Annotated in this window: 21 protein-coding genes and 1 tRNA gene; 9 read left to right on the top strand and 13 right to left on the bottom strand. The window is 67.6% G+C overall.

The window, feature by feature from the left end:
* Nucleotides 1–27: 27 nt before the first annotated feature.
* Nucleotides 28–1,410, top strand: coding sequence for a glycoside hydrolase family 47 protein (locus P7B02_RS09800; RefSeq protein ID WP_277786163.1), 1,383 nt, complete (start codon nucleotides 28–30; stop codon nucleotides 1,408–1,410).
* On the opposite strand, the gene P7B02_RS09795 is transcribed toward P7B02_RS09800, so the two are convergent.
* Nucleotides 1,407–2,279 carry a rhamnogalacturonan acetylesterase gene (locus tag P7B02_RS09795; RefSeq protein WP_277786162.1) on the bottom strand — a complete coding sequence of 291 codons (873 nt, stop codon included), beginning with the start codon at nucleotides 2,277–2,279 and terminating at the stop codon, nucleotides 1,407–1,409. The genes P7B02_RS09800 and P7B02_RS09795 overlap by 4 nt on opposite strands.
* The gene (locus P7B02_RS09790) at nucleotides 2,279–3,904 is read right to left on the bottom strand and encodes a family 43 glycosylhydrolase (RefSeq protein WP_277786161.1); all 1,626 of its coding nucleotides are present in this window, start codon (nucleotides 3,902–3,904) and stop codon (nucleotides 2,279–2,281) included. Before P7B02_RS09790 ends, P7B02_RS09795 begins: the two co-directional genes overlap by 1 nt.
* 299 nt (nucleotides 3,905–4,203) lie before the next feature.
* Here P7B02_RS09790 and P7B02_RS09785 point away from each other — a divergent pair, with 299 nt between their 5' ends.
* The 7 genes from P7B02_RS09785 (at nucleotide 4,204) to P7B02_RS09755 (ending at nucleotide 13,707) form a co-directional block, all read left to right on the top strand.
* Nucleotides 4,204–5,811, top strand: coding sequence for a pectate lyase (locus tag P7B02_RS09785; RefSeq protein WP_277786160.1), 1,608 nt, complete (start codon nucleotides 4,204–4,206; stop codon nucleotides 5,809–5,811).
* Nucleotides 5,808–7,190: a DUF4861 family protein gene (locus P7B02_RS09780; RefSeq protein ID WP_277786159.1), complete on the top strand. Its 1,383-nt coding sequence runs from the start codon at nucleotides 5,808–5,810 to the stop codon at nucleotides 7,188–7,190. Before P7B02_RS09785 ends, P7B02_RS09780 begins: the two co-directional genes overlap by 4 nt.
* A 319-nt stretch (nucleotides 7,191–7,509) precedes the next feature.
* Nucleotides 7,510–7,884, top strand: a complete 375-nt coding sequence (locus P7B02_RS09775; RefSeq protein ID WP_277786158.1) for a hypothetical protein — start codon at nucleotides 7,510–7,512, stop codon at nucleotides 7,882–7,884.
* 21 nt (nucleotides 7,885–7,905) lie between these two features.
* Nucleotides 7,906–9,000, top strand: coding sequence for a branched-chain amino acid aminotransferase (locus P7B02_RS09770; protein ID WP_277786157.1), 1,095 nt, complete (start codon nucleotides 7,906–7,908; stop codon nucleotides 8,998–9,000).
* A gap of 64 nt (nucleotides 9,001–9,064) precedes the next feature.
* Nucleotides 9,065–11,479 (top strand): membrane-bound PQQ-dependent dehydrogenase, glucose/quinate/shikimate family, encoded by a 2,415-nt coding sequence (locus tag P7B02_RS09765; protein WP_277786156.1) that lies wholly within the window; start codon nucleotides 9,065–9,067, stop codon nucleotides 11,477–11,479.
* 191 nt (nucleotides 11,480–11,670) lie between these two features.
* A complete protein-coding gene (locus tag P7B02_RS09760; protein WP_277786155.1) occupies nucleotides 11,671–13,374 on the top strand; it encodes an EAL domain-containing protein in 1,704 nt (567 codons plus the stop codon).
* Nucleotides 13,375–13,449: 75 nt separating this feature from the next.
* Nucleotides 13,450–13,707, top strand: a complete 258-nt coding sequence (locus tag P7B02_RS09755; protein WP_277786154.1) for a hypothetical protein — start codon at nucleotides 13,450–13,452, stop codon at nucleotides 13,705–13,707.
* Between the two features lie 7 nt (nucleotides 13,708–13,714).
* Here P7B02_RS09755 and P7B02_RS09750 read toward each other — a convergent pair whose 3' ends face one another.
* The 10 genes from P7B02_RS09750 to ccoN are packed head-to-tail and all read right to left on the bottom strand — an operon-like array spanning nucleotide 13,715 to nucleotide 22,958.
* On the bottom strand, nucleotides 13,715–14,419 hold the full coding sequence (locus P7B02_RS09750; protein ID WP_277786153.1) for a LamG domain-containing protein: 705 nt from the start codon (nucleotides 14,417–14,419) through the stop codon (nucleotides 13,715–13,717).
* 53 nt (nucleotides 14,420–14,472) lie between these two features.
* The gene (locus P7B02_RS09745; RefSeq protein ID WP_277786152.1) at nucleotides 14,473–15,189 is read right to left on the bottom strand and encodes a helix-turn-helix domain-containing protein; all 717 of its coding nucleotides are present in this window, start codon (nucleotides 15,187–15,189) and stop codon (nucleotides 14,473–14,475) included.
* A 4-nt stretch (nucleotides 15,190–15,193) separates the two neighbouring features.
* Nucleotides 15,194–15,364, bottom strand: a complete 171-nt coding sequence (ccoS, locus tag P7B02_RS09740; protein ID WP_277786151.1) for a cbb3-type cytochrome oxidase assembly protein CcoS — start codon at nucleotides 15,362–15,364, stop codon at nucleotides 15,194–15,196.
* Entirely contained in the window at nucleotides 15,361–17,529 is a 2,169-nt protein-coding gene (locus tag P7B02_RS09735; protein ID WP_277786150.1) for a heavy metal translocating P-type ATPase, read from the bottom strand. Before P7B02_RS09735 ends, ccoS begins: the two co-directional genes overlap by 4 nt.
* Nucleotides 17,526–18,014 carry a FixH family protein gene (locus P7B02_RS09730; protein WP_277786149.1) on the bottom strand — a complete coding sequence of 163 codons (489 nt, stop codon included), beginning with the start codon at nucleotides 18,012–18,014 and terminating at the stop codon, nucleotides 17,526–17,528. The genes P7B02_RS09735 and P7B02_RS09730 overlap by 4 nt, the downstream gene beginning before the upstream one ends.
* On the bottom strand, nucleotides 18,011–19,504 hold the full coding sequence (gene ccoG / locus P7B02_RS09725; protein WP_277786148.1) for a cytochrome c oxidase accessory protein CcoG: 1,494 nt from the start codon (nucleotides 19,502–19,504) through the stop codon (nucleotides 18,011–18,013). The genes P7B02_RS09730 and ccoG overlap by 4 nt, the downstream gene beginning before the upstream one ends.
* Before the next feature lie 5 nt (nucleotides 19,505–19,509).
* Nucleotides 19,510–20,379 (bottom strand): cytochrome-c oxidase, cbb3-type subunit III, encoded by an 870-nt coding sequence (gene ccoP, locus P7B02_RS09720; RefSeq protein ID WP_277786147.1) that lies wholly within the window; start codon nucleotides 20,377–20,379, stop codon nucleotides 19,510–19,512.
* Entirely contained in the window at nucleotides 20,379–20,546 is a 168-nt protein-coding gene (locus P7B02_RS09715) for a cbb3-type cytochrome c oxidase subunit 3 (RefSeq protein ID WP_277786146.1), read from the bottom strand. The genes ccoP and P7B02_RS09715 overlap by 1 nt, the downstream gene beginning before the upstream one ends.
* Complete coding sequence (gene ccoO, locus P7B02_RS09710; protein ID WP_277786145.1) at nucleotides 20,543–21,286, bottom strand: cytochrome-c oxidase, cbb3-type subunit II; 744 nt, start codon at nucleotides 21,284–21,286, stop codon at nucleotides 20,543–20,545. The genes P7B02_RS09715 and ccoO overlap by 4 nt, the downstream gene beginning before the upstream one ends.
* A 7-nt stretch (nucleotides 21,287–21,293) precedes the next feature.
* Nucleotides 21,294–22,958 (bottom strand): cytochrome-c oxidase, cbb3-type subunit I, encoded by a 1,665-nt coding sequence (gene ccoN / locus P7B02_RS09705; protein ID WP_277786144.1) that lies wholly within the window; start codon nucleotides 22,956–22,958, stop codon nucleotides 21,294–21,296.
* Nucleotides 22,959–23,089: 131 nt separating this feature from the next.
* On the opposite strand from ccoN, the gene P7B02_RS09700 reads away from it, so the two are divergent.
* Entirely contained in the window at nucleotides 23,090–23,335 is a 246-nt protein-coding gene (locus tag P7B02_RS09700) for a hypothetical protein (protein WP_277786143.1), read from the top strand.
* 74 nt (nucleotides 23,336–23,409) lie between these two features.
* Here P7B02_RS09700 and P7B02_RS09695 read toward each other — a convergent pair.
* Nucleotides 23,410–23,500: transfer RNA gene (locus P7B02_RS09695), tRNA-Ser, on the bottom strand.
* Nucleotides 23,501–23,602: the final 102 nt, after the last annotated feature.

Below are 23,602 nucleotides of genomic sequence, written 5' to 3'. Positions count from 1 at the left end.
AGCGGGATCGCCCCCTAAGGTCGCCGCATGAAGCTGAGTCCCCTCACGCGCCGCCACGCCCTCGCCCTGCTCGCCGCGTCCAGCGCCGCGCCCGCCTTCGCCGCTCCGTCCGAGGACTGGGCCGCCCTCGGCGCCGACGTGAAGCGCGAGTTCCAGTGGGCCTGGCGCAACTACGTCGCCAAGGCGTGGGGCAAGGACGAGATCAATCCGGTCAGCGGGACCTCGCAGTCCTTCTTCATCAAGGGACATGACCTGGGCCTGTCGCTCGTCGAGGCGCTGGACACCCTGTGGGTCATGGAGCTGGACGAGGAGTTCCAGCAGGGCCTCGACTGGGTGAAGACCAGTCTGAACTTCGACGTGGACGGCGACGCCCAGGTCTTCGAGACCAACATCCGTCTGGTCGGCGGCCTGATCTCCGCCCACCTGGCCTGTGGTGATCCGATGCTGCTCGCCAAGGCCAAGGATCTGGCGGACCGGCTGGCCAAGGCGTTCGACGCCTCGCCGCACGGCCTGCCCTGGCGCTACGTGAACCTGCGCACCGGAGCGGTGCGCGATCCCATGACCAATCTGGCGGAGATCGGCACCTACATCACCGAGTTCGGGGTGCTGAGCCGCCTGACGGGGGATCCGAAGTACTTCAACATGGCCAAGCGGGCCATGAAGCACGCCCTGGATCGTCGCTCGAAGATCGGGCTGATGGCGGCGAATATCCATGCCGAGACGGGCGAGTTCACAAGCCGCGTCGCCAGCATCGATGTCTATGCCGACAGCTTCTACGAATATTTGTGGGACGCCTGGGAGCTGTTCGGGGACGAGGACTGCCGCCGCTGGTCGCTGGAGACCACCGAAGCGATCCTGAAGCACCAGGCCAAGCGCTTCGATGGGCGCCTGTGGTTCCCGCAGGTGGATTTCGAGACCGGCGAGACGACTTCCACCGCCCAGAGCGAGCTGGCCGCCTATCTGGCCGGCCTGCTGGGTCAAGTCGGCAAGAAGAAGGAGGGCGACGACTACCTCGCCTCCTTCACCGAGATGCAGGCGACCTACGGGATTATTCCGGAGTCCATCGACGTCGCCACCCGCCAGCCGCGCCGCAAGCACACCGGCCTCCGCCCGGAATATCCCGACGCCTGCCTGAACCTGTGGCTCGGCGACCGGGATGAGCGGTATCGCCAGCTGACCGCCATCCACTATCGCCAGATGAAGGCCACCAGCCGCGCGCCCTTCGGCTACACAGCGCTGGAGGACATCACCACCCGGCCCATGAAGCAGTGCGACAACTGCCCCGGCTACTGGTGGTCGGAGCAGATGAAGTACTACTACCTGATGTTCGCCGAGTGCCGCCGCATCGACTACGGACAGCTGCAGCTCAGCACCGAGGCGAACATCCTGCGCGGCTTCAAGAAGGCCTAGGGGATCAGGTCGCCCCGCAGGGCGGGAACCGCCTGCGCCAGACCCGCCGTGACCATGGTGGCGAAGTAGTCCGCCCCCTCGACACCCAGGTGGGTGTAGTCGAAGGACAGCTTGGCCGCGCCCATGGGCTCCACCGCCGCGTTGTTCTGCTGCGGCGGGTTGGGCGCGTTGGCGGCGGCCACGGCCGCGGCCGGCGTCGCCGGCTGAGACGAGATGGTCGTGCCCGCGCGGGCCGCGGCTAGGATCTCGGCCGAAGGCGGCGCCTGGGCGAAGCGGGTCGCCGCCGCCGCGCCCATGGCGTCCACCGCATCGGCGCTGGCCTGGTGCAGATCGACCAGAGGGGTTCCCGTCTCGGCCGCCACCTTGCGCGTCGCCTCAGCCCACAGCTCCAGATCACGGATCAGCTTGCCGTCCTTGAACTGGCGACGCGTCAGGGGCGTGAGCAGCACGGGAGTCGCCCCGGCGGCGCGGACCTCCTCCACATAGCGCTTCAGGAAGACCGGGAACTCGGTGGCGAGGTCGGTGGAGCGGCCGGGCTTGCCCGGCTGGTCGTTGTGGCCAAACTGGATGAGGACGTAGGTGGCGACGAAGCCGCCCGACTTCATCTCGCTCAGCGCCACGTTCCACGAACCCTCGGTGCGGTAGCTGCCGCTGCTGCGGCCGCCCCGGGCGAGGTTCACGCAGGCCACGGCGGACATCACGTGCTTGCCGCAGAAGCTGGGACCCCAGCCGCCCTGCACGGCGGTGGTGGAGTCGCCCACCAGCACGATCTTCACCGCCCGGAACTGGGGCGGCGCGGCCGGGGCCTGAGCCATGGCGGAGCCGGCCAGGGCGAGGCTGGCGACGGCGCTTGCGATCATCGGCTTCATCAGTCGAGCGCCCGGTACTTGAAGTTGCGGAAGCGGGCCGAGCCCTGGCCGGCGGCGTAGAGGCCGGGCTTCAGCATCATGAAGCCGCCGCGGACGTTGTGGTGATAGCCGCTGACCTCCATGCCCCGGTCGAACCGCTTCCAGGTCTTTCCGCCGTCGCCGCTGGTGTGGAAGCTGACGATGTGGCGGTTGTTGCGCAGGCGCATGATCATGCGCTGGCCGTGCGGATTGGCCGGACGGCCCCGCTCGATGCCGTACTGATGGGTGACGAAGTTCTTGGGGTCGAAGCCCAGGCCGCAATATAGCTTGCGGTCGTAGAACAGGATCAGGCCGGCGCGGACGCCGGGGTCGATCTCGATCTCGCACTCGATCTCATAGGCCTGGTCGCCATTGATGAAGATCAGCGGCGATGAGGTTGACGGCGCCTCGCCCGTGGCGGTCAGCTCCAGCACGCCGTTGGCGCGCTTGATGCGCTTGCCCTCGTCCTTGCCCGGATCGAAGAAGTTCCACTGCATGCCGTACTTGTCGGTGGAGAAGTCGTCCGACAGGGCCATGCCGTGCGGCACGGCCTGGCCGCCCTTGGGCTTGGGCATGGGCTTGGACAGATCGCCGCCGCCGACGGTGAACCAGCCGTCCTTGGTCCAGGTCACCGGGGCCAGCAGGGTCTGGCGGCCCAGGGTGTAGAAGCCGTTTTCGTAGCCGTGATACACGCACCACCAGTCGCCCGCCGGGCCCTGGACCAGGGTGGCATGGCCGCGCGACCACCACATCTCCGAATTGTCCTCGGTGCGGACCACCGGGTTCTTGGGATCATCCTCCCACGGGCCGGCCAGGGACTTGGAGCGCGCGACGATGACCATGTGGCCGGTCGGCGGACCCGCCGTGCCGCCCACGGCGGTGATCAGGTAGTAGTAGTCGCCGTGCTTGGTGATCTTGGGGCCTTCGGGCGAGAAACCCTCGACCTCCCAGTCCTCCGGATAGCGCCAGGGGTCATAGACGTGCTCGGGCTTGCCTACGGTCGACAGGCCGTCCGGCGCCAGCTTGATGCGGTCGCCGCCCGACAGGAACAGCCAGCGCGTGCCGTCCGCGTCCACCGCGTGGCCGGGGTCGATATAACGCGGCAGCTTCAGGTCGATGGGCTCGCTCCACGGCCCCTCGATCTTGTCCGCCCAGATCACGTAGCTGGTGTTGTTGTCCGGGAACTTGGCCGGCAGGTAGATGTAGAACCGGCCCTGGTGCTTGATCAGCTCCGGCGCCCAGATCGAGCCGACATTTTTGGTCAGGGCGGTGGTCACCGGCTTCCAGTTGACCAGGTCGCGGCTATGCCAGATCGGCACGCCCGGATAGGCGTCGAACGACGAGAAGGTCATGTAGTAGTCGGCGCCGTCCTTCAGGATCGAAGGATCGGGGTGGTCGCCGGCCATGATCGGATTGAGGAACGTGCCGTTCCCGAGATCGGCCTTGCGCTGCCCCTCGAAGGTCTTGCCCCAGCGGGGTCCGCCCGGGGTCTTCGACGGCAGCCGTCCTAGGCCGGTCTGCGCCTCCGCGGCCACGGGCGGCAGAGCGGCTGCGCCGGCTCCCAGCAGAGTCGCGCCCAGGGCGCCGCGGCGAGTCAGTTTGGTCATGGTCAGTCCTTCAGGCTCCTCCACGGCGGACAGCTCTGACGGCTGCCTTCCGCATCGACCGGCCCGCCTATAGGCGCGGTCGCGTCACTCTGGACCTGTAACCCGGTTATGGGAAAGGTACCGGTACCAACCGTATGACGCCGCCTTTCGTGAGGCAATGTTACCGGTGTCATTATTTGCTTGACCGTTGATCGCGATCACGGGCTTTCTGACCGCAAGCGGCCTCCGCTCCCTTGTTCAGAAGGGTTTCGAGAGGCCGGATGGGACCGCGCAAAGCGCGGCCGTGGAGGAGAACGACCATGTTGCGACGCAGCTTTGCGGCGGGGGCCGCGCTTGCCTTCATTCTGGCCGGAACGGCGATGGCCCAAGCGCCCGCCAAGGCCCCTACCCGCGCCGAGGTGACGGACGCCATGAAGCGCGCCACCGCCTTCATGACGGACAAGGTGGCGACCAACGGGGGCTATGTCTGGTCCTACCTGCCCGACTTCTCGCGCCGCTGGGGCGAGATGGAGGCCAAGCCCACCATGATCTGGACCCAGGCGCCGGGCACGCCGGAAATGGGCCAGCTGTTCCTGGACGCTTATCACGCCACCGGGGACGAGACCTATTACCAGGCCGCCGAACGGACCGCCGAGGCGTTGATCTTCGGCCAGCATCCCACGGGTGGCTGGAACTACATCATCGACTTCGCGGGCGAAGCGTCGCTGCGCGACTGGTACGAGACCATCGGCAAGAACGGATGGCGGCTGGAGGAATTCCAGCACTACTACGGCAACGCCACCTTCGACGATCACGCCACGGTGGAGTCCGGCAAGCTCCTGCTGCGGCTCTATCTGGAGAAGCGCGATCCGAAGTGGCGGCCGGCCCTGGAGAAGGCCGTCAGCTTCATCCGCGAGAGCCAGTATCCCAACGGCGGCTGGCCGCAGCGCTATCCGTGGGCGGGCGAATTCCAGAACCACGGCAAGCCCGACTACACCGGATACGTGACCTTCAATGATGAGGTCCTGACCGAGAACGTCGGCTTCCTGCTGCTGATCTACCAGACGCTGGGCGACAGCCGGGTGCTGGACACGATCAACCGCGCCATGAACGTGGTGGTGGCCAGCCAGCATGGCCAGCCGACGCCGGGCTGGTCGCTGCAGTACACCAAGGACCTGCAGCCCGCCGGGGCGCGCACCTATGAGCCCCGCTCCATCGCCACCCACACCACGGCGGCGAACCTGTCCAACCTGATGGATTTCTACGAGCTGACCGGGGACACCAAGTACCTGGCCCGCATCCCCGAGGCCCTGACCTGGCTGGACAGCATCGAGCTGCCCAAGGCCAAGCACACCAAGGACGGGCGGACGCATTTCACTCACTACGACCCGGAGACCAACCAGCCGATCCACGTCCATCGGCGCGGGTCCAACGCCCAGAACGGCGAGTACTATGTCGGCCCGGCCAAGGGCGACGAAATGGGCCAGCGCAATCCGAACACAAAGGCGCTGTGGGCGCGCTACCGCAAGCTGGTCGCCACGCCCCCGGCGGAGGCGTCGAAGAACTCGGTCCTGAAGGCCAAGGGGCCGCGCCCCCTGCCCCGCTTCTTCGTCATCGACGACATCGTCGGCTCCGACCTCAACATGGACACCACCACCAGCCGAGCGGCCAACGACCGCCGCACGGCCGAGCTGATCGCAGGCCTCAACGCCGAGGGCTACTGGCCCACGGAGCTGCGGACCACCAGCCATCCTTACCGCGGCGACGGCCCGGCGGCGCCCCCGCCCGGGTTCAAGGATCGCGGCCAGGTGGGCGACGCCTGGGACACGTCGCCCTTCACGGAGCCCACCGGACCCATGGGCATCTCGACCGGGACCTACATCCGCAACATGAGCATCCTCATCCAGCACCTGGAGACGAGCCGTTGAAGATATTCCCGTCCCTCGCCGTCCTGACCGCCAGCCTCGCCGCCGCCCAGGGCGCCAGCGCCCAATCCCCCTGGTACGCCCAGGGTGACTGGTCCCCCGTCCAGCGGGTGGCGATCAAGCTGGTCAACGACCTGGACAGCGACCGCAAGAACAACCCGGTGATCATCACCCGCCAGCAGTTGGAAGGCGTGCTGCCGGACCTGCATGAGCTGTCCTACACCGTGGTCGATCCGACGATGCAGGGCCGCCCTCAGCCGTCGACGGCGCAGCTGGCGGTTCAGGGCGGGCATGAGATCCGCGCCGAGACCAACGGCCGCTGGGTCCACTACCAGTTCGACGACCTGGACAAGGACGGCCTGTGGGACGAGCTGTTCTTCATGACCGACCTGAAGGCCAAGGAGACCAAGACGGTCTACATCTATCTGGGCCACCAGGACCGAGGCTGGAACGCCCATGGCAGCCACGCGGCCATCGGCAGCTACATGCGGCACCAGGTTCCGTTCTGGGAGTCCGAGAACGTGGGCTGGAAGCTCTGGTACCCCACCGACATCGACGTCTATGGCAAGCGCACGCCGCAGTTGATGTCGCGCCGGCTCTACATGGAGAACCTGGACGGCTACGGCGTCGGCCAGATCGACCAGGGCCTGGGTTCGGACATCATGGATGTGGCCGACACCATGGGCGGCGGCGGCGTGGGGATGTTCGACGACCCGGCCGATCCGAACAAGGTGGCCCGCCCGCGCTTCACGCCCAGGCATGGCGGCAAGGTCAACTTCAACGCCGGACCGGCGGCGGACACCCGCTACGCCTTCGAGGTGGTCACCAACGGCCCGGCGCGAAGCATCATCCGCATCAAGACCCTGAACTGGGACACCGGCCACGGCCGCTACGCCCTGTCTCAGGAGTACACCGCCTATGCCGGCGAGAACTTCACCACCGCGCGGGTGAAGTTCGACCAGTTCGACAGCAAGACGCCCGGCGCCGCCTTCGGCGTCGGCATCCGCAAGCGGCCCAACGAGAAGTTCCTCATGCAGAAAGGCGGAACGGTCGTCTCGGCGGCCCCCGAAGCGATCCGCAATCCGGACGATCGCGAAAGCTTCCAGACCGACCTGATGGTGGACTACGCCGGCACCGCCCTGGTGGTGAAGGACGCGGCCAAGGCGACCTACATCTTCAGCCCGGAGCGCAAGGGCAACCACCTGTACAAGATGCCCCGCACCGCGGACGACCGGTACGAGTACATGCTGGCCGCCGGCTGGAGCGAGGGTGCAGTTCTGAAGACCCAGGAAGCCTTCGCCGACTACGTCGCGGTCAAGGCGCGGGAGTACAACAGCCCTATCCGCTTCGGCGGCGCGGTCCTGGAGAACAAGGCGAAATGATCGCCAATCGGGCCGCGGGGGTTGCCTGCGGCCCGAAACAGGGCCATTGAGGGTCCGCTCTTTCGGAGACGTCCGTCGATATGCGCAACGCGCTCGACATCGCCGCAACTCGCGCCCTTGGCTTCACCGCCCAGGTTGCGTCTTCGCGCGTCTCCGTACTTTCGCTCGCCGTCGTAATTATTCCTGCACCTGTGGGGCGAACGAGCGCGTCTTAAGACCGCCGACCAGATCGCAAGATCCGGAACCCCGCAGAGCACACGCTCCGCGGGGTTTTTTGTCGTGCGGTCGGTCGGTTCCCAACCAAGAAGGAACCTGATCCATGAACTTGCTCCACCCCGTCTCAACTACCGCCGCCGCCAGGGCGGCCAGCGCCTTCGCCGAAGCCCTGACGCGCGAGGGCCTGGCCGGTCACGCCGTCCGTCTGGAGGCCACTGTTTTCTCGACGCCGCACTCAGGCCTGGCCAGGGCGCTGCTGCGCGGACTGGACGGCCGCGCGCCGATGCACCCGCTGCGCGACCTGATCTTCGATGAGAGCGCCCAGGACTCACCCCTGGCCGAAACCCTGCAGATGCGGGCCTTCGACGCCCGCGGAATGCTGCTGATGAGCCAGGCGCACGACGTTCGCCGACGTCGCCAAACGGCATTCATGCAAAGCCAACGCTTGATGCACGGCTGCGTCGGCGCCATTGCCTAGTCCTTCGATCCGGAGACGACCATGTTGAACCGCCCTACGCCCGCTTTCACCATTGAGCGCCGGGCCGATCCGATCTCTGACGCCGACCGCGCCGCCCTGCTGGCCGACCCCGGCTTCGGCAAGGTGTTCACCGACCACATGGTGACCATCCGCTGGTCGCTGGACAAAGGCTGGCACGACGCGAAGCTCGAGCCCCGCGCGGCCATCAGCCTCGACCCCGCCGCGGCCGTGCTGCACTACTCGCAGACCATCTTCGAAGGCATGAAGGCCTATCGCGCGCCCGACGGCGGCGCGGTGCTGTTCCGCCCGGAGGAGAACGCCAAGCGGTTCAACCGGTCGGCCAAGCGCATGGCCATGCCGGAGCTTCCGGAGAGCCTGTTCATCGAAGCCATCGACCGCCTCGTGAACATCGACCGCGCCTGGATCCCGGACGGTGAAGGCAGCCTCTATCTTCGTCCCTTCATGTTCGCCAACGAGACCTTCCTCGGCGTGCGCCCGTCGCACGAATACCTGTTCATGGTCATCGCCTCGTCCGTGGGCGCGTACTTCAAGAACAAGGCTCCTGCCGTGTCGGTCTGGGTTTCTCAGGACTTCACCCGCGCGGCGCCGGGCGGCACCGGCGCGGCCAAGTGCGGCGGCAACTACGCCGGCAGCCTGATCGCCCAGGCCGAGGCCTATGAGCACGGCTGCGACCAGGTGGTGTTCCTCGACGCGGCGGAGCGCCGCTGGATCGAGGAGTTGGGCGGCATGAACGTCTTCTTCGTGTTCGAGGACGGCAGCATGGTCACCCCGCCCAAGGGCGGCACGATCCTGGAGGGCATCACCCGCGACTCGGTGATCACCCTGGCCCGGGAGCGCGGCCTGACCGTGCGCGAGGAGCCCTACTCCATCGACCAGTGGCGCGCGGACGCGGCCAGCGGCAAGCTGCGCGAGACCTTCGCCTGCGGCACGGCGGCGGTGCTTACGCCCATCGGCCAGGTGAAGTCGGCCAACGGCGACTTCACCATCGGCAACGGCGGCTCGGGGGCCCAAACCGAAAGCCTGCGCCAGGAGCTCAGCGACATCCAGCGCGGCAAGGCGGAAGACAAGCACGGCTGGGTGCATCGGGCCGACTGACCCGGAACAAGCACGGCCGCTTTCCAGTTTACCTCCCTGAAGCTTGGCGACGGGAGGGCTGGATATGGCTTTCGAACGAAGCGACCTGGGACCTGCGCCGTGGGCGGCGCAGGCGCTCGGGATCATCTTCGCGCTGATCGGCGTGGTGCTGGCGGTGGGCGGCCTGTGGCTTCTGACGCTGGGCGGTTCTCCCTACTATCTGCTGGCCGGGATCGGATTGCTGGTCTCCGGCGGGCTGCTGTTCCTGCGACGGGTGACCGGCGTCTGGGTCTATGCCGGGGTCTTCGTGGCCACGGTGATCTGGGCCCTTTGGGAAGTCGGCCTCAGGGGCTGGCCCCTCGTCCCGCGCGTCATCGCGCCCGCCGTGCTGTTGGTGCTCGCACTGGCCGCCACGCCGCTGCTGACCCGTTCGCGCCTGGCGCGGCGGACGGCCTTGGGCGGGTTCGCGGGCTTTGTGGTGATCGGCGCTATTGGCTGGATTGCGGTCGGCGTGACGGATCGGCCGATGCGGCCCGAAGCCTTGCCGGACGCCCGGATGTCCATGACCGAGCCGTCCCTGATGAGCGTCGGCCAGGACTGGCCGGCCTATGGCGGCACCCACGGCGCACGACGCTTCTCGCCTCTCACCCAGATCAACGCCGAGAACGTCGGCAAGCTGGAGCGGGTCTGGACCTACAATACCGGCGACATGCCCAGCGAGGCCGCGAAGGGCAAGTACGGCGCCGAGACCACGCCCCTGAAGATCGGCGACAGCCTCTATCTGTGCTCAGCCAAGAACATCCTGATGTCCCTGGATCCGGCGACGGGCAAGCAGCGTTGGCGCTACGACCCCAAGGTCGCGGATGAGGCCATCCCCTACACCGCCGCCTGCCGAGGCGTGACCTATTACGCCGTCCCCGGGGCGGATCCGGCGACCCAATGCTCCACCCGCATCATCGAGGGCGCCCTGGACGGCCGCCTGATCGCCGTGGACGCCAAGACCGGCGTCCCCTGCCCCGGCTTCGGCCAGAACGGCCATGTGGACATCAAGGCCGGCATGGGTGAGGTCGTCCCCGGCATGGTCTCGATCACCTCGCCGCCCACCATCGTGCGCGGGATCATCGTCACCGGACACCAGGTGCTGGACGGCCAGATGCGCGCGGCGCCGTCCGGCGTGATCCAGGGCTTCGACGCCGTGACCGGAACATTGCGCTGGGCCTGGGACATGACCCGTCCTGACCTGACCGGCTATCCTCCGCCAGGCCAGACCTGGACCAAGGGAACGCCGAACATGTGGACCACCGCCTCGGGCGACGAGGCGCTGGGCCTGGTCTATCTGCCCATGGGCAACTCTGCGGTCGACTATTGGAGCGGCATGCGGTCGGAGGCGGAGAACCAGTACTCCACCGCGCTGGTCGCCTTGGACGTGACCACGGGCAAGCCGGCCTGGTCGTTCCAGACCGTCCGCAAGGATGTCTGGGACTATGACCTGGGCTCCCAGGGCACCCTGGTGGACTTCCCCACGCCCAACGGCCCGGTCCCCGCCATCGTACTGCCCAGCAAGCAGGGCGACATCTATGTGCTGGATCGGCGCACCGGCCGTCCGTTGACGCCGGTGCAGGAGCGTCCCGTTCCGCAGGGCGGCGTGGAGCCGGAGCAGCGCTCTCGCACCCAGCCGTTCTCGCTGTACCACACCCTGCGCAAGGCCGACCTGACCGAACGGTCGATGTGGGGCATGTCGCCCATCGACCAGATGATCTGCCGCATTCAGTTCAAGCGCGCCAAGTACGACGGTTTCTACACCCCGCCGACCAGCGCCCAGCGCTCGGTGGAGTATCCGGGCTACAACGGCGGCTCCGACTGGGGCGGCGTGGCGGTGGACGCCCAGCGCGGGATCATCGTCGCCAATTACAATGATATGCCGAACTACAACCGCCTGGTCCCCCGCGCCGAGGCTGACCGCAAGGGCTGGGCCCCGCGCGGCCAGGCCCGCGGCGGCGGCATGAAGGCGGGCGCCGAGGGTGCGGGTGATCCGCAGGCTGGAACGCCTTACGCCATCGACGTCAACGCCGGCTGGCGCCTGCCCCTGACCGGCCTGCTGTGCAAGGAGCCGCCTTACGGCGGCATCCGCGCCATCGACCTGGCCAGCGGGAAGACCCTGTGGGACCGGCCGTTCGGCACAGCGCGCAAGAACGGCCCGTTCGGCATCGCCTCGCACATGCCGTTCGAGATCGGCACGCCGAACAACGGCGGCGCGGTGGTCACCGCAGGCGGCCTGATCTTCATCGCCGCCGCCACCGACGATCTGATTCGCGCCATAGACCTGAAGACCGGCAAGACGGTGTGGAAGGACGTGCTTCCCGCCGGCGGCCAGGCCACGCCCATGACCTATGAGTTCGGCGGCCGTCAGTACCTGGTCATCATGGCCGGCGGACACCACTTCATGGAGACGCCGATCGGCGACGCGGTGATCGCCTACGCCCTGCCCGCGGGGTCCTAGGGTTCGGTCAAAGCGGGGCGGACAGGCCGTTACGCTCCGCTTTGGCACAGGTCATGGATAACTTCGGTCAATGATTGCGATGTTATTGCGAAACCTTTGTGAAACAAGGGATTTTCGCGATTCAATTAGCAAGTCATTAGGCGAAAATCGGCTCCCTGCGCGGCGTTGTATTTCCAGAGCCGCCTTGCTTCATGCCGACCCTGCGCGACATCGCCGAACCGGCCATTCCCGTCAGCCCGGGGGAGCTCGGCAAGCACGTCTATGACCGCTTCCGCAGCGAGCCTGACCTGCTGATCTTGCCCGTCGTTGACGCCGACGAGCGTCCGGTCGGCATCCTGGAGCGCAACGCCTTCTTCCTGAAGATGGCCGCCGAGTATGGCCGCGCCATCTATGCCGAGCGTCCCATCGAGCGTCTGATGGACACCGTCCCGTTGCTGGTCGAGGCCGAACTGCCGCTGGCGCAGTTCACCACCGAGGCCCTGTCGGACAAGCCGTCGGAGCTGCTGCGCGGCTTCATCGTCCATGACAACGGCCGCTACCTCGGCGTCGGCACGGTCATCGCCCTGCTGCACGCCGCCAACCGCGCTTTCGTGCAGCTGGCGCACTATGACCCCCTCACCGGCCTGCCCAACCGGGTGCTGTTTCACAAGCAGCTTCGCGAGGCCCTGGCCCGCGCCGCGCGGGGGGGCGGCGAGGTCGCCGTGCTGCATATCGACCTGGACCGCTTCAAGACCGTCAACGACACCCTGGGCCACGCCGTGGGCGACGAGCTGCTGCGCGCGGCGGCCCAACGTCTGCGCTCCTGCGTGCGCGAAGGCGACACCGTGGCCCGGATGGGCGGCGACGAGTTCGCCATCGTGCAGACCGGCCTCTCCAGCCCCGACGACGCCCAGCATCTGGCCGCGCGCGTGGTGGAGACCATGAACGCCCCGCTCGACCTGCACGGCCACGCGGTGGTGGCCAGCGCCAGCGTCGGGGTGGCCGTGGCGCCCATGGACGGCCGTGAGCCGGACGAACTGCTGATGAAGGCCGACATGGCCATGTACCGGGTGAAGGGCGACGGCCGACGCGGCTACCGCTTCTTCGAGCGCGCCATGGACGAGGTGCTGCAGAACCGCCGCCGCCTGGAGCTGGACCTGCGCGAGGCGCTGGAGCTGAACCAGTTCGAGCTGTTGTATCAGCCGCTCTACGATCTGGAGCATGAACGGGTGACGGGCTGCGAGGCGCTGCTGCGCTGGCGTCACCCGGAGCGTGGGCTGGTGTCGCCCGCCGACTTCATCCCCCTGGCCGAGGAGATCGGCCTGATCCTGCCCATGGGCGAGTGGGTGCTGCGCCAGGCCTGCGCCGAGGCGTCGCGCTGGCCGGAGAGCGTCAGCCTGGCGGTGAACCTGTCGCCGATCCAGTTCCGCGACCGCCGCCTGCTGGACACGGTGAAGGGTGCGCTGGACGGCTCGGGACTGTCGCCGCAGCGGCTGCAGCTTGAGATCACCGAGTCCGTGCTGCTGGCCGACAACGCCGCCAATCTGGAGCTGCTGCACGACCTGCGGAAGCTGGGCGTCCGAATCTCCATGGACGACTTCGGGACCGGCTACTCGTCGCTGAGCTATCTGCGCAGCTTCCCCTTCGACAAGATCAAGATCGACCAGACCTTCGTGCGCGACATCCCGCGCGACGCCGACGCCCTGGCCATCATCCGGGCCGTGGCGGACCTGGGCGAGCGCCTGGGCATCGTCACCACCGCCGAGGGCGTGGAGACCACCGAACAGTTCGACGAACTGCGCCGCCAGGGCTGCCGCGAGATCCAGGGCTACCTAATCAGCCCGCCCAAGGCCCCGGCCGAGATCATGGCCATGCTGGAGGCCGAAAACTCCTTCGCCCGCGCCGGAGCGGCCTAGAACTCACCCGCCCCCCAGAACAACCGTCACAATTGCACGGTAAGGGGCGGAGCTTCGAGCCTGACTGGACCTTCGATGCCGACGCTGCCCTATCGGGTCATCACCTTCTTCGTCGATCACGTGGCGCACGAGATCCACATCGGTCAGCGATCCGCGGATCTGACCTGGGTGTTCAGCATTATGCGGGGCGACGAGGTGTGCGAGCACCACGAAATCCCCGCCACGACGCTCAGCGCCCTGCTCGGCCGCGATGGCGGGGCCGACGCGTTCGTGGTGAAGGCGCAGGAGCTGATCCAGGCCTTCAGCAAGCGCCGCGGTTCGCGGGACGCCTGAATCCGCCTCAGCGCTTGATGACGCCCTTGAACTGCGAGGGCTGAAGCGCCGCGTAGGTGAAGCGCGCCGAATGCACCGCGCCGTTGAAGTAATTCACCCGATTCATCCGCACCCCCACCGACGCCGAGCCGGGGCCCTGCGGCGTGAACGTCACCGGGGCCTCCATCTGCAGCACGCCGTTGACGTAGGAGCGGTACATGGCCCCGTCATAGGTCTGGGCCACGTGAGCCCACTTGCCGATGGGATGCAGCTTTTCGGGGACCAGCATCGGCTTGTTGTAGCCGGGCCCGCGCATGAAGGCGTCGAGGTACCACCTGTCCTCCAGCACGCGGATTTCGAACAGGATGCGGGTCGTGCCGCGCCCCGGCTCCACTGGCGGGTTCTCGTCTGACTCCAGGTGGAACCACCGCTGCTCGAAGGCGCCGCCGTCCGGGCGGAACACCGCCTCGAAGGTGAAGGTCTTGGCCCCGGCCAGGGGATGCTCGCCGATGAACAGGGCGTCGTCCACGCCGTCGAACTTCACGGCCTTGCCGGACGGGCCGGCGACGAGCGTGGGAGCGCCCTCGATGCGCAGGGCGTTTCCGCCGACCGACTTCAGATTGTCGAAGCGCCAGACACGTTGAGCGGGCTTGGCGGCGACGACCGACGGCAAGGCCAGTCCGACAGCGGCCGCGCCGGCCAGCACGTCACGTCGGTTTATCACGTTCGTCATCGGCTCTTTCTCCACCCAGCAGATTCCTTATCCGCCTTAAGTGGACCAAGCCGTCACGCTTTGCAGTTCGTTTCTTCGGTCGCTGAGGCGCGCATGCCTCGACGAGGGCCGGTTTCGGCGTCCTGCAATGTCTGGAGACGCGCCACCTCCTCCACGATCACCGATGCCCCTCGGATCGACACGCCGTGCGACGTCAGACGCCCCAGGGCGCGAGACAGGTTCTCCGGCGTCATGCCGAGCAGCGACGCCACCAGACCCTTCTCATAAGGCAGACGCACCCGCGCGCCGCCGCTGGACGCCGGGATCAAGGACAGCAGGTAGCTGACCACCCTGCCCTGCGCCGAACGGAGCCGCTGATCAGCCGCCGTGGACAGCAGCTGGTGATAGGCCACGGCCAGAGCCTCATAGGCCCGTGCGGCGAAGCCCGCGTCCGCCGCCAGCGCCTCGCGGAACAGATGGCCCGGCAGGATGAACACCGCGCAGGGTCCGAGCGTCCGCCAACGCACCTCGCACCGCGCCTTGGTCATCGCACAGGCCAGGTTCAGGGCGCTCGCCCCGGAGATCGTGGACAGCACCGCCTGGCGTCCCGCCTCCGCCACACTGAGCGCCACGGCGCCGGACAGCAGCACAATCAGGTCATCCTCACAGTGGATGTCCACCAGATGGTTCTTGCCGAAGGTCCGCGTCTCGCCCGCCGCCTCAAGGGCCGCGAGCACCTCCGCGTCCAGCGGAGCGAACATCGGCACGGCGCGCAGCCAGGGTCGCGTCATGGGATCATTCCGCCTTTGTGGAGAGCGGCAGGTCCTCCAGATGGTCGTAGAGCACGCGCTCGGCGGCGCCCTTCGGGTCGTCATACTGACCGGCCCTCATCGTCCACAGGAACGCGAGCAGACCCATGGCGCCCAGCGCCACCGAGGCCGGAGCCAGGAAGAGCAGGATGTTCATCGACGCCTCCATCCCGGACGAACCGCGTTGAGCAGCACCACGATCGACGAGCCAGACATGGCCAGGGCGGCGATGAACGGATTGATCAGCCCGAACATGGCGGCCGGCGTGGCCACGAGGTTGTAGAGCGCCGAGAAACCGAAGTTCTCCAACGCCCGCCGGCGGGAAGTGCGGGCCACGGCGATCGCCTCGGTCACCGCGCCCAGATCCTCGCCGGTGAAGACCAGGTCGGCCGCGTTCTGGGCCGCGTCCACCGCCGCTCCGGGCGCCATGGAGGCGTGGGCGCGGGCCAGGGCGGCGGCGTCGTTCAGGCCGTCGCCGACCATCAGCACCTTGCGGCCCTGGGCTTTCAGGCCGTCGATGATCTCCGACTTCTCGAAGGGGGTCAGACCGGCGCGCCAGTCGTCGATGCCGACCTCGCGGGCGATGCGGCCAACGGGGTCCTCGAGATCGCCGGACAGCACCTCGATGCTGAGGCCCAGACGGCGCAGGTCGGCGATGGCCTTGGCCGCGTCGGCGCGGGGCTGGTCCTCGAAGGTGAAGCGGATCTTGGTGTCGCCCTCGAAGCCGAACCAGAACTCCGTCTCGTGCGAGGCGTGGGCGTGGACCCCGACGAAGGACGCGCGGCCCAACCGGGCGCGGCGGCCGTCGATCAGGCCCTCCACCCCTTGCCCCGGCGTCTCCACGCAGTCGGTGGCGACGGGTCCCCGGCCCGCTGCAGCCGCCAGGGCGCGCGCCAGGGGATGACGCGAAGCCCGCGCCAGCGGCGCCGCCATGGCGATCACCTGACGGGGGGCGTCGATCAGGTGGGGCTGGCCCTGGGTCAGCACGCCGGTCTTGTCGAAGACGATGTGGTCGACCTCGGACAGACGCTCCAACGCCGCGCCCGACTTGACCAGCACACCCCTGCGAAAAAGGCGGCTGCTGGCGGCAACCTGCACGGCCGGAACCGCCAGGCCCAGGGCGCACGGACAGGTGACGATAAGCACGGCCGCGGCGCGCAGCAGCGCCTCGCGCGGGCCCATGCCCAGGGCCCAGACGCCCACGAAGGTCAGGGCCGCCGCCGTGTGGACGATAGGCACGTAAAGCGCCGCCGCCTTGTCGGCCAATCGAACATAGGCCGAGCGGCTCTGGGTTCCCGCCTCCATCAGGCGGGCGATGGCGGCCAGCGTGGAGTCCTCGCTCCGCGCCGTGGCGGTCATGACCAGCCGGCCGCTGAGGTTCAGGGCGCCGGCGTGAAGCATCGCGCCGGCCTCGACCGGGACCAACGCCGTCTCGCCGGTGATCAGGGCGTTGTCGAGTTCGGAGACGCCGCTCTCGACCTTGCCGTCCACGGGAACGCGGTCGCCGGGCGCCAGGACAAGGCGGTCGCCCACGCGGACCTCGGCCACCGGCACGCCGCGCTCCACGTCACCCTGCAGACGCATGGCGACTGGAGATTGGAGCGCCAACAGGTCCCGCGCCGCCGACCGGGCGCTGGCCCGCAGGCGGTGATCCAGGTAGCGGCCGATCAGCAGCAGGAACAGCAGCGTCACCGCCGCGTCGAAATAGGCGTGCTGCCCGCCCAGAATGGTCTCGGAGAAGCTGACGATCAGGGTCAGGATCACGCCGATGGAGATCGGCACGTCCATGTTGGCCTTGCCGCGCTTCACCGACGCCCAGGCGGAGCGGAAGAACGGCCGCCCGGCGAACAGGGCGCAAGGCGTCGCGACGATGGCCGCCATCCAGTACATGACCGTCAGGGTCGGGGCGTTCAGCTCCTGCCCGAACAGACCGGCCCAGGCGGGCACGGTGAACATCATGACGTTGCCGGCCCCGAAGCCGGCCACACCAAGGGCGATGGCTAGGTCACGACCCTCGCGGTCCTGGGCGGCGGCGGCTTCGCTAGGATCGAACAGGCAGGCGCGATAGCCCAGGCCCTCGACCGTCTCGACCACACGGTCCGGATCGGCGGCCCGGCCGGTCAGATCCACGGCCAGCTTGCCGGTGGTGAGGTTCAGGCGTGCGCCATTAACCCCCGGCAGTTCGCGCACGGCCTTCTCGATCTTGCCGATGCAGGCGGCGCAGCGGGCGCCGGTGACCAGCAGCTCCAGGCGGCCCTTCCCGGCTTCGTCACGGCGGACGAAGGCCTCAAGGTCCCTGTGTCCGGCGACGGCGGCGGTCATGGCGCCACCAGACGGGTTTCGACCTGGAACTTGTCCTTGGCGTCGCGCGCGACCGCCTTCAGGTCCCAGGCGCCGTCCAGGCGGGCGGACGCCTCATAACGCCCGTCGCCGATCGGTTTGAAGTTCAGGGTCTGGCGACCGACCTCGGTGGCGGGCCGCTCCAGCGTGCCGGTGAGCGACAGGCTCGTCATGGGCTGTCCGGCCTTGTCCGTCATCCGCACGACCACCACGCCCGGACGGGGCGTATCGACCGTGGCCGCCCAGCCCAGGGCCGCCTCCCGCCGCCGCTCCTCCAGGGTGCGGTTGAAGGCGAGCCCTGCCTCATAGGGGTTGGAAGCCACTTGGCCGGAGAAGCTGCGGTAGGCCTTCACGATGAACAGCGCGTCCACGGCGATGATCAGGGCGAAGAAGGCCACCATGGCGGCCAGCACATGCCAGCCGGTGATCTGTCCCTTGGGGGACGGCGGGGTTGCGGCGACGGTCATTGCGGGTTCGCGGCTCCTGAAAGGAAGACGGTCTTGGCTTCGGTCTGGATGTCGCCCGAGCGGGCGATGACGCGCGCGTCCAGGCTGGAGGGGCGCTCGGCGTCCGGCGGCGCGGTGACGAAGACGCGGACGGAGACGACCTCGTCGGCGGGGGCCGTCACCCGCACCTTCTCACCCGGATGGCCGGGCTGGCTGATGCGGACACCCGGCACCCCTTCGAACGCGATGTCGAAAGTGCGGTCCTCGAAGGTCCGGTTGGCGATCTTCAGGGTGTAGCCGTCGCGCACCGCGCCATCGTGCATTCGGACGAAGATCGGATTGCGGTCGCGGATCACGTGAAGCTCGGCGTCGGGCCGGCCAAGCAGCGCCCACAAGGTCAGGCCCGAAACAAGCGCCAGGGCCAGGGTGTAGTAGATCGTTCGCGAGCGGATCGGCTTGTAGACCACCTTCTGGCCGCAGGCGCGGGCCGCCACGGCGGCGTCGGTGTCATAGGCGATCAGGCCCGTGGGGCGGCCGATGCGGCTGAGGATGTCGTCGCAGGCGTCGACGCATAGGCCGCAGTTGATGCACTCCATCTGGCTGCCGTCGCGGATGTCGATGCCCATGGGGCAGACGACCACGCACTGGCGGCAGTCGATGCAGTCGCCGCGCCCTTCCCAGCTCTGGCCCTTCTTGTGCGGGCCACGGGTTTCGCCGCGGTCGCGCAGATAGGTCACCTGCAGGGAGTGCTGGTCCAGCATGGCGCCCTGGATGCGGGGCCACGGGCACATGTAGGTGCAGACCTGTTCGCGCATCCAGCCGGCGAAGACGTAGGTGGTCGCCGTCAGCAGGGCGCAGGACACATAGGCGGTGACCGCCCCCTGCCCGATCCAGAAGGTGCGGATCAGGGTCGGCGCGTCATGGAAGTAGAAGATCCAGGCCCCACCGGTGCCGAAGGCGATGCCGAGCCAGACGAGATGCTTGCCGCCCTTGCGCCAAGCCTTGTTGAAGGACAGGGGCTGGGCGTCCAGGCGCATGCGGGCGTTGCGGTCGCCCTCGAACAGGCGCTCGACCACGATGTAGAGGTCGGTCCACACCGTCTGCGGGCAGGCGTAGCCGCACCACAGCCGCCCGAACAGCGCCGTCACCAGGAACAGCGCCAGGGCCGCGGCCACCAGCAGGCCGGTGAAGATGTACACCTCCTGCGGCCACAGCTGGATGTCGAAGAAGTAGAAGCGGCGACCAGTGAAATCCACCAGCACCGCCTGGTCCGGCAGGTCGCCCGGCCGGTTCCAGCGAATCCATGGCGTCACGTAGTAGATCGCCAGGGTGAGGATCAGCAGAGCCCATTTCACGGTCCGCCAGCGGCCGTGGACGAGCTTGGGGTAGATCTGCTGGCGCGGCTTGTAGAGCTGCCCCTTGACCTCTCCTTTGCCCTTGGCCCGCGCGGCGACCGAGATCGCCGGGCGGGTTTCAGGCTTGGGACGCGTATTGTCGATGAGCGTGGGCACGGCCCCTACTGACCACCCGCGTTCGCGTGGACGTAGACGGCCAGCGCCTTGATGGTCTCGGGGCTGAGACGGCCGCTCCAGGCCGGCATGACGCCGCCCTTGCCCGAGAAGATCTGCTCGTGGATGGACTCGCGATCCGCGCCGTACAGCCATTCGCTGTCGGTCAGATCCGGTCCGCCCACCGCCTTCATCCCACGACCATCCGCGCCATGGCAGGCGACGCACTGGGTGGCGAAGACCGGCGCGGCGCGGGCCACGGCGGCGTTGTCCGCCGGACGGCCCGACAGCCGGACCACATACTCGGTCAGGTCGTCGATCATCGCCGGGGGCAGCATCTCGTCACGGCCGAAGGCCGGCATCTGCGACATGCGCGCCTCCGGGTGACCCGAGCGGATGCCCACCGTCAGGGTGTGCTGGATGTCCTCCAGCGAACCGCCCCACAGCCAGACGTCGTCGCGCAGGTTGGGATAGCCCTTCCCGCCCGTGCCGCCGATGCCATGGCAGGTGGCGCAGTTGTCGCCGAAGACCGACTGCCCGACCTGCTGGGCGTAGGCCTGCAGCTTCGGGTCGCTTTCGATCTGCTGGAGGCTGGCCGAGCGCAGCATGGCCGCGCTCTCGCCCCGCTGGACTTCCAGCGCGCTCAGCTCCTTGGCCACGTTTGCCCGGTCGGACTGGTTCCACAGGCCCTTGGTGTAGCCGGTCAGACCCGGCCAGGCCGGCATCACCACCCAATAGGCGATCGCCCAGATGATGCTGCCGTACCAGACCCACAGCCACCAGCGGGGCAGCGGGTTGTCCAGCTCGCGGATGCCGTCCCATTCGTGACCGGTCGTCTCGACGCCGGTGGCTTCGTCGGTTTCACGTTCGACCGCCATCAGAGCAGCTCCTCGTCGTCCAGCGGCATGCGCGCGGCGTGTTTGAATTCAGCCTTCTTGGAGGGCAGCAGGGCGTAGACGCATCCGGCGAGGAAGATCAGGCCGAAGTAGATCAGCCCTCCCTGCTGGGCGAACCGCGCCACGGTTTCGTAGGAGAGATCGCTCATCGACGGTTCTCCGGGGCCTGGGCCTTGTAGGAGTCGAAGTCGACCAGCGTGCCGAGCATCTGCAGGTAGGCGATGACCGCATCCATCTCGGTGATCTTGTTGGGATCGCCGTCGAAGTCGCGATTGACCACCTTGGCGCCGTAGCGCTTGCGCAGGTCGATGGCGTCGGTGGAGTACGGATCGGCCTGGGCGACCAGATCCTGTTTCGCCTTGGCGATGTCCTCGTCGCTGTAGGGCACGCCCACGACACGCAGCGCCTTCATGCGGGCGTCGATGTCGTGGAAGTCCAGCTCCTTCTCCGCCAGGAACTTGTACGGCGGCATGATGGATTCCGGCACGACCGAGCGCGGGTCGATCATGTGGTCGACGTGCCAGGAGTCCGAGTACTTGCCGCCCACGCGGGCCAGGTCGGGACCGGTGCGCTTGGACCCCCACTGGAACGGGTGGTCGTACATGCTCTCGGCCGCCAGGCTGTAGTGGCCATAGCGTTCGACCTCGTCACGCAGGGGGCGGACCATCTGCGAGTGGCAGACGTAGCAGCCCTCGCGGATGTAGATGTCGCGGCCCGCCTGTTCGAGCGGGGTGTAGGGACGGACGCCCTCCACCTTCTCGACCGTGCTCTTCAGCCAGAACAACGGGGCGATCTCCACGAGGCCGCCGATCGAGACGACCACGACGATGCCGATGATGAGCAGCAGCGAATGCCGCTCGAAATTGGCGTGGTGTTTCCAGAGAGACATCGGAACCTCAGGCGATCGCGTGGGCGGGAGCGGCCGGCATGTCGTCGGCCGACTGGGTCCCAGCCGTTTCGGGGGTGGGCATCGTGATCGTCTTCCAGATGTTGAAGATCATGATCAGCGCGCCGGTCAGGAACATCAGGCCGCCGATGGTGCGGATGATGTTCTCGATGTGCTTGGCCGAGACCGTCTCGATGAAGCTGTAGGCCAGGAACCCTTGCGGCGTGTATTCGCGCCACATCAGGCCTTCCATGATGCCCGACACCCACATCGCAGCGATGTAGAGCAGGATGCCCGTGGTCGCGATCCAGAAGTGCCACTCGATCAGCTTGTTCGAGTACATGGCCGGCTTCTTCCACAGCCACGGCACCATGCAGTAGATCGCGCCGAAGGTGATGAAGCCGTTCCAGCCCAGGGCGCCGGAATGGACGTGGCCGATGGTCCAGTCGGTGTAGTGCGACAGCGCGTTGACCGCGCGGATCGACATCACCGGACCTTCGAAGGTGGCCATGCCGTAGAAGGCGATGGCGACGACCATCATCCGGACCACCGGGTCGGTGCGCAGCTTGTCCCACGCCCCCGACAGGGTCATCAGGCCGTTGATCATGCCGCCCCAGGACGGCATCCACAGCATGATCGAGAAGGTCATGCCCAGGGTCTGCGCCCACTGCGGCAGGGCCGTGTAGTGCAGGTGGTGCGGGCCAGCCCAGATGTAGATGAAGATCAACGCCCAGAAGTGAACGATGGACAGGCGGTAGCTGTAGACCGGCCGCTCAACGCGCTTGGGCACGAAGTAGTACATCATGGCCAGGAAGCCGGCGGTCAGGAAGAAGCCGACGGCGTTGTGGCCGTACCACCACTGGGTCAGGGCATCCTGGACCCCGGCGAACACGCCGTAGGACCGGTGGTTCAGCAGGCCGACCGGCACCCCGGCGTTGTTGACCAGGTGCAGCAGGGCGATGGTGACGATGAACGCCAGGTAGAACCAGTTGGCCACATAGATATGCGGCTCCTTGCGCTTCCAGATCGTGGCCAGGAAGACCAGCAGGTAGGCGACCCAGACGATGGTCAGCCACAGGTCGGTGTACCACTGGGGTTCGGCGTATTCCTTGCCCTGGGTCGCGCCCATCAGATAGCCGGTGGCGGCCAGCACGATGAACAGCTGATAGCCCCAGAACACGAACCACGGGGTGATCCCCAGACCCAGCCGCGCCTTGCAGGTGCGCTGCACGACCCAGAAGGACGTGGCGATCAGGGCGTTGCCCCCGAAGGCGAAGATCACCGCCGAGGTGTGCAGAGGACGCAGCCGTCCGAAGTTCAGGAAGCCCAGCTCAGGGAAGTAGAATATCCGCGGCCAGGCGAGCTGTGCGGCGACCACCACCCCGGCCAGGAGACCGGCGGCCGCCCAGAACATGGTGGCGATCACGCCCGCCTTGATGACGTTGTCGGAATAGCGGTCAGGCTGGTCTACCAGCGTGCCGCCCGCCAGCTTTCCGTTCAGCACGAAGGCGGCGATGACGCCGGCGATCGCGATGGTCTCGAACTGCAGGCGGAAGATGGGGTCGCTGCTCACGCCCGCGCCGACGATCGCCAGAAAGGCGCCGATCACGCAGAAGATGAGAAGCGTCGCCGAACCCTCGGGTGGGGCGCCGGACTTTAGAGGCGGGGCGGACATTCGGACTCCGTTGAGCGAACCTGTCCGCCGAGTCCCATGATGCGGCGTTCACCACATTGATCCGCATCAAAGCCCAGCTCCGGCAAAGGGCAGATGGTGAGTCGTCACCCTGGGAGTCCCTCATGCCGGCGATGTCCGCCCCCCTTCACCGCCAGCTCACCCCCTGGCTTGCGGCCGCGTCCCTGGTCAGCTGGGGCGTCGCCCTGTGGCAGTCCCTCCCCCGCCTGATGGCCGGCCCGATCTGCACCTCGAACAACGACCTGTTCGCCTTCGCCGGCCATTGCCCCGCGTGCTTCGTGGCGGCGGGATTCACGGCGGCGCTGGCGGTGAACTTGGTGGCTGACGGCTTGCGGACGCAGAAGGCCGCCCAAGCCTGACAGGACCCTAGAGGTCTGAATGCTCACCGTGCTTGTGAGCAGCCCGCCATCATCGGGTGATTTTCTGAAGATGCTGGCGGAGACGGAGGGATTCGAACCCTCGATACCCTTTAGAGGTATGCCGCTTTAGCAAAGCGGTGCCTTCAGCCACTCGGCCACGTCTCCCCGCTTGGGGATGGTCCCGATAGCGTGTTCGCCGCGCCGTTGCAACGCGCCTGAACACGAATAATACGCCTATCCCCGACAAAGGCGTTGTCGGGGCGGCTT

Source organism: Caulobacter segnis (assembly GCF_029543125.1).
Taxonomy (GTDB): domain Bacteria; phylum Pseudomonadota; class Alphaproteobacteria; order Caulobacterales; family Caulobacteraceae; genus Caulobacter; species Caulobacter segnis_D.
The sequence above is the reverse complement of the archived record's forward strand: the minus strand, read 5'-3'. Positions and strand labels throughout refer to the sequence as shown.

Excerpts from the sequence above, each read along its gene's own strand:
- P7B02_RS09790 (WP_277786161.1), bottom strand. The coding sequence starts at position 3,904 with ATGACCAAACTGACTCGCCGCGGCGCCCTGGGCGCGACTCTGCTGGGA.
- P7B02_RS09735 (WP_277786150.1), bottom strand. The coding sequence starts at position 17,529 with ATGACCGCCGCCGTCGCCGGACACAGGGACCTTGAGGCCTTCGTCCGC.
- P7B02_RS09785 (WP_277786160.1), top strand. The coding sequence starts at position 4,204 with ATGTTGCGACGCAGCTTTGCGGCGGGGGCCGCGCTTGCCTTCATTCTG.
- P7B02_RS09745 (WP_277786152.1), bottom strand. The coding sequence starts at position 15,189 with ATGACGCGACCCTGGCTGCGCGCCGTGCCGATGTTCGCTCCGCTGGAC.
- P7B02_RS09760 (WP_277786155.1), top strand. The coding sequence starts at position 11,671 with ATGCCGACCCTGCGCGACATCGCCGAACCGGCCATTCCCGTCAGCCCG.
- P7B02_RS09800 (WP_277786163.1), top strand. The coding sequence starts at position 28 with ATGAAGCTGAGTCCCCTCACGCGCCGCCACGCCCTCGCCCTGCTCGCC.
- P7B02_RS09775 (WP_277786158.1), top strand. The coding sequence starts at position 7,510 with ATGAACTTGCTCCACCCCGTCTCAACTACCGCCGCCGCCAGGGCGGCC.
- P7B02_RS09730 (WP_277786149.1), bottom strand. The coding sequence starts at position 18,014 with ATGACCGTCGCCGCAACCCCGCCGTCCCCCAAGGGACAGATCACCGGC.
- P7B02_RS09765 (WP_277786156.1), top strand. The coding sequence starts at position 9,065 with ATGGCTTTCGAACGAAGCGACCTGGGACCTGCGCCGTGGGCGGCGCAG.
- P7B02_RS09755 (WP_277786154.1), top strand. The coding sequence starts at position 13,450 with ATGCCGACGCTGCCCTATCGGGTCATCACCTTCTTCGTCGATCACGTG.
- P7B02_RS09715 (WP_277786146.1), bottom strand. The coding sequence starts at position 20,546 with ATGAGCGATCTCTCCTACGAAACCGTGGCGCGGTTCGCCCAGCAGGGA.
- P7B02_RS09770 (WP_277786157.1), top strand. The coding sequence starts at position 7,906 with ATGTTGAACCGCCCTACGCCCGCTTTCACCATTGAGCGCCGGGCCGAT.
- P7B02_RS09750 (WP_277786153.1), bottom strand. The coding sequence starts at position 14,419 with ATGACGAACGTGATAAACCGACGTGACGTGCTGGCCGGCGCGGCCGCT.
- ccoN (WP_277786144.1), bottom strand. The coding sequence starts at position 22,958 with ATGTCCGCCCCGCCTCTAAAGTCCGGCGCCCCACCCGAGGGTTCGGCG.
- P7B02_RS09795 (WP_277786162.1), bottom strand. The coding sequence starts at position 2,279 with ATGAAGCCGATGATCGCAAGCGCCGTCGCCAGCCTCGCCCTGGCCGGC.
- P7B02_RS09700 (WP_277786143.1), top strand. The coding sequence starts at position 23,090 with ATGTCCGCCCCCCTTCACCGCCAGCTCACCCCCTGGCTTGCGGCCGCG.
- ccoP (WP_277786147.1), bottom strand. The coding sequence starts at position 20,379 with ATGGCGGTCGAACGTGAAACCGACGAAGCCACCGGCGTCGAGACGACC.
- ccoS (WP_277786151.1), bottom strand. The coding sequence starts at position 15,364 with ATGAACATCCTGCTCTTCCTGGCTCCGGCCTCGGTGGCGCTGGGCGCC.
- ccoO (WP_277786145.1), bottom strand. The coding sequence starts at position 21,286 with ATGTCTCTCTGGAAACACCACGCCAATTTCGAGCGGCATTCGCTGCTG.